A 4,352-nucleotide genomic window follows, 5' to 3' on the forward strand; every position below is an offset into this window, starting at 1 on the left:
TGAAATTCTCTCTAATGCTGATAAGCGTGCAGCGTATGACCGTCATGGTCATGCAGGTGTAGACCCGAACATGGGGGCAGGTGGTTTTGGCGGTGGTTTTGGTGGCGGTGGCGGCTTTAGTGATATTTTTGAAGCCTTTGGTGACATCTTTGGTGGTGGCGGTGGTCGTGGTGGTGGCAGTCGCCAACGTGGTGGTGCAGACCTACAATACACCTTAGAGTTAACGCTGGAAGAAGCGGTTAAAGGTGTCAAAAAACAAGTCCGTTTTACCACTGCTGCTGCTTGTGATGTTTGTGATGGTACAGGAGCAAAAAAAGGCTCAAGCATGACCACTTGTCGCACTTGTGGTGGACAAGGCCAAGTGCGTATGCAACAAGGCTTCTTTACCGTACAGCAAACGTGTCCAACCTGTCGTGGTAAAGGCCAAATCATCAAAGACCCGTGTGATGCTTGTCATGGCGAAGGTCGAACCAACAAACAAAAAACCTTAGAAGTCACGATTCCTGCAGGCGTGGATACAGGTGACAAGGTACGTTTAGTGGGTGAAGGCGAAGCTGGTGCTAATGGTGCACCTGCAGGCAATTTATATGTACAAGTCGTGGTGAAAGAGCACAATATCTTTAAACGCGATGGTGCAGATTTGTATTGTGAAATTCCGATTAGCTTTGTTGATGCTGCTTTAGGCTCAGAGATTGAAGTACCGACGTTAGATGGTCGTGTTAAGCTGAAAATCCCCGAAGGCACACAAACAGGCAAAATGTTCCGCGTGCGTGGCAAAGGTATTAAACCTGTTCGTGCTTACGAGGCAGGGGATATGTTGTGCCGAGTGATTGTTGAAACGCCTGTTAATTTAACCAGCCGTCAAAAAGAGTTATTGCGTGAATTTCATGACTCTTTAGAAGGTAACGACAAACAATCACCTAACAAAAAGTCTTTTTTTGACAGTGTTAAAGACTTATTTTCTTAAGTAAATTAACCTGTAAGTAATCCTCTTTTAAGCTATTAAAAGAGGATTATTTAGACAATTACAATAACAAAGACTAGCTAATTCAACGCTTCTTACTTATGATCCTAAAAAGTCCCCCTAAAGCAAAAAGGAGCTAATTATGCCCAAATCAATCACTCATATTGGTATTTGTGGTGCAGCAGGTCGTATGGGACGTGCTTTGATTCATGCCGTTGCCGCTCGTGAAGATGTAAAATTAGCTGCTGCTATTGAACGTGTCGGTAATTCGTTAATTGGTGCAGATGCAGGTGAAATGGCGGCATTAAGTCCAATGGGTGTGCAGATTAATAGCTCTTTGGCGAGTCAAATTGATCATGTTAATGTAGTGATTGACTTTACTACGCCTACTGCCACCATGCAAAACGTCGCCTTGTGTCGGCAAGAAGGTAAGGGGATTGTCATTGGCACAACTGGCCTTTCTGAAGAACAAAAACATTTTTTAATTGAAGCTAGCCACGATATTCCAATTGTTTATTCAGGTAATTATTCGGTTGGTGTTAACGTCTCCTTAAAATTATTAGAGCTTGCCGCTAAAGCCTTTGGTGATACGGTTGATATTGATGTGTTAGAAGCTCATCATCGTCATAAAGTGGATGCGCCATCAGGTACTGCATTAATGATGGGTGAAGCGGTTGCCAAAGCATTAGGCCGTGATCTAAAAGATGTCGCTTGTTATGCTCGTGAAGGACATACTGGCCCACGTAATCGCGAAACCATTGGTTTCCAAACTATTCGTGGTGGCGATATTGTTGGCGATCATACCGTGTTTTTTATGGGTGAAGGCGAGCGTGTTGAGATTCGTCATGTTGCCACAAACCGTATGAACTTTGCCAACGGCGCAGTACGTGCTGCAGCATGGATTGGTTCAAAAAGCGCAGGCTTGTATGATATGCGTGACGTTTTAGGCTTGAAATAGTTAGTCGTTTTTTATTAATAAGGGAGCATTGCTCCCTTTTTTGTGCTTTGCAAAATTGTCTGATTGTAGTATTTTTAACATATTGCGCCATTATACTAATAATTAGCTAATAAAAAGAGAAAAATATGTTTAAAGGTCTTTTTTTGACTGGCTCAATGCTGGGAATGTTGGGCGATTTTGTCCAAGAAAAAAATATAAAAATCCCTGAGTTAGATGAAGCTATTCTGCAATATGGTCAACAAGCACGTATTCCTTTGCATTTGTGGGCGGATTTATTAGAACGAATTTCGATTGCGGTCAATGACACGGCTTTAGGTTTGGCGATTGGTAAACGAATTGCCCCTCGTCATGTGGGGGTGTTGGGTTATTTGGTGCTGTCGTGTCAAAATTTGGGCGAAGCTTTAAATCGTTTTGCCCGTTATCAACGTTTGGTGTATGACGTTAACCCCTTTAGTGTGCATATTGATGAACGTGGCATGGAGTTACGCTGGGGGGTTGAGTATGGCAAACCCGGTGCATTAATTGATGAAACCTCAATTGCGGCCTTGACGAGTTTTTTGCATATTTTAACCAGCCAACCTTTACATCCTACCTATGTCAGTTTTGTAAATCCTAAACCTCAAAACATCCAAATTTATTTGGATTATTTTCAATGTCCTGTCGATTTTGATAAAGAGTTTACTTGTGTCCGTTTACCGTTAGAATATTTATCAACACCATTATTACACAGAGATCAGACTTTATTAGATTTGTTATCACAACAAGCTGAAGCATTACTGGGGGTTTTGCCCAAAGCGGATGTTTTTGAAGAAAAATTAAAAAATGTCATTGTGCAAACCTTGCATGAAGGTGAGCCAACATTGCCCGTCGTTGCTAGTTATTTAGCTTTATCATCACGAACCTTACAACGTCGTTTACAAGAACGTGGTTTGGTATTTCAGGATATTTTAGAAAATACCCGTCGTGAGTTAGCGATTCGTTATTTACAGGATAAAACGCTTTCTTTGACGGATATTGCCTTGTTGTTGGGCTATTCCGAGCAAAGTGCCTTTAATCGTGCCTTTAAACGCTGGTATAACGAACCACCCAAAAGTTATAGAACTAAAAATATCACACGTTAACTGCGATATTTACTGGGTGTATCACCTGTCCATTTTTTAAAAGCACGGGTGAAGTTGGCAGGGTCGGTATAGCCCAAACGTAAGGCAATTTGCTCTACGGTTAACGAAGTGTTTTGCAGCAATTTAATCGCATCACGTTTGCGCGCTTCATCTAACAGTTGTTGAAAACCTAAACCTGCTTGTTGTAAACGCCGTTTTAGGGTTCTTGATGACATAAACAAACGTTCAGCCACTTGTTCTAATTGTGGATATTCACCCTGTTGATGATTAAGCATTGCTCTAACTTGGCTAGGAATATCGTCACTAATATCCATTAATGCCAATTCACGTTCACATTGTTCGGCAGCTAATTTGGCAGCAACAGGATCAGCCATAATCAACGGTTGTTTTAAAAAGGCTTTGGGAAAACGTAATTGATTACTGGCTTTATTAAAAAAAATCGGCGGTAATTTATCTTTATGTGCTTGATAATAGCTAGGTTCTGGAAAATCAAAATGAATTTCGCCACTATTCATGCCATTGCCAGTAATAAAACTGCCTGCCCGAGCTAAACTTAATAATAAACTTTCAAAGACAAATTGTCGCAACAAGCCAACAGGATAGTTGGCACTGGCTTCTACAATCGCAAAATCACCTTCTATAGATAATTTAAAACTCATTAACACGGTGCGTAAACGCACAAAACGTTCAGCTAATTTAATGGCTTCTTCTAAGTTGGCACAACTCATGACCCCATAACCTAAAAAACCATGCGAGGTGACAGGCGTGCGTAAGCCCATTTCATAACCCAAAGCAGGGTCTTTGCTTAAATAAAAACAATTTAAAATCAAAAATAAAAATTGAGCAGGTGTTAAACGTTGTTCGGGTTTATCAAACACTAATTCATCAAGCTGAGAGCCATGTAAAACTTGTTGACGGCTAAAACCTCGCTCAACCATCAAATCGAGTAACAAACGCGGATAAGCAATGGGAATCACCGCTTTATTAGGGTCAAAATCGTGTTTCATGTAGATCAAATATTTTTATCGAAATTGTTTTTGATAATAACACGGAAATATTTTTCTGCTAGAAATAGCATTTTTAGAAAAACCATCTTTTTGTTGAGTAAAGCCATCCAACCACTAAAAAGCGTGAGCCATTAGACTTAATCACTAAATTTTAGGTTTGATTGTTAAACAATAACTGTGTGAAGAGAGAAAAATGATTTGTTAGAGTCAAAGACATTCGCAAAAGGAAAGTTATCCACGTTTAGCACTGGCGTAGCTATTGCATATCTGTTTTCTTTGTGACTTACGCGGTTATCGCTTAT

4 protein-coding genes are annotated in these 4,352 nt (G+C 40.5%); 3 read left to right on the plus strand and 1 reads right to left on the minus strand.

What is annotated here, in order from left to right; genetic code table 11:
• The 3 genes from Q0212_RS03290 to Q0212_RS03300 form a co-directional block, all read left to right on the plus strand.
• The coding region (locus tag Q0212_RS03290) for a molecular chaperone DnaJ (RefSeq protein WP_297922174.1) at positions 1-967 on the plus strand (967 nt) is incomplete at its 5' end.
• A gap of 139 nt (positions 968-1,106) precedes the next feature.
• Complete coding sequence (gene dapB / locus Q0212_RS03295; RefSeq protein WP_297922177.1) at positions 1,107-1,922, plus strand: 4-hydroxy-tetrahydrodipicolinate reductase; 816 nt, start codon at positions 1,107-1,109, stop codon at positions 1,920-1,922.
• A 125-nt stretch (positions 1,923-2,047) separates the two neighbouring features.
• Positions 2,048-3,043, plus strand: a complete 996-nt coding sequence (locus Q0212_RS03300) for an AraC family transcriptional regulator (protein ID WP_297922180.1) — start codon at positions 2,048-2,050, stop codon at positions 3,041-3,043.
• Here Q0212_RS03300 and Q0212_RS03305 read toward each other — a convergent pair.
• Positions 3,040-4,050 (minus strand): AraC family transcriptional regulator, encoded by a 1,011-nt coding sequence (locus Q0212_RS03305; RefSeq protein WP_297922183.1) that lies wholly within the window; start codon positions 4,048-4,050, stop codon positions 3,040-3,042. The two genes, Q0212_RS03300 and Q0212_RS03305, sit on opposite strands and share 4 nt — an antisense overlap.
• Positions 4,051-4,352 lie beyond the last annotated feature (302 nt).

The organism is uncultured Agitococcus sp. (assembly GCF_937920075.1).
GTDB lineage: Bacteria > Pseudomonadota > Gammaproteobacteria > Pseudomonadales > Moraxellaceae > Agitococcus.

Coding starts and splice junctions, on each gene's coding strand:
- dapB (WP_297922177.1), top strand. CDS start 1,107: ATGCCCAAATCAATCACTCATATTGGTATTTGTGGTGCAGCAGGTCGT.
- Q0212_RS03300 (WP_297922180.1), top strand. CDS start 2,048: ATGTTTAAAGGTCTTTTTTTGACTGGCTCAATGCTGGGAATGTTGGGC.
- Q0212_RS03305 (WP_297922183.1), bottom strand. CDS start 4,050: ATGAAACACGATTTTGACCCTAATAAAGCGGTGATTCCCATTGCTTAT.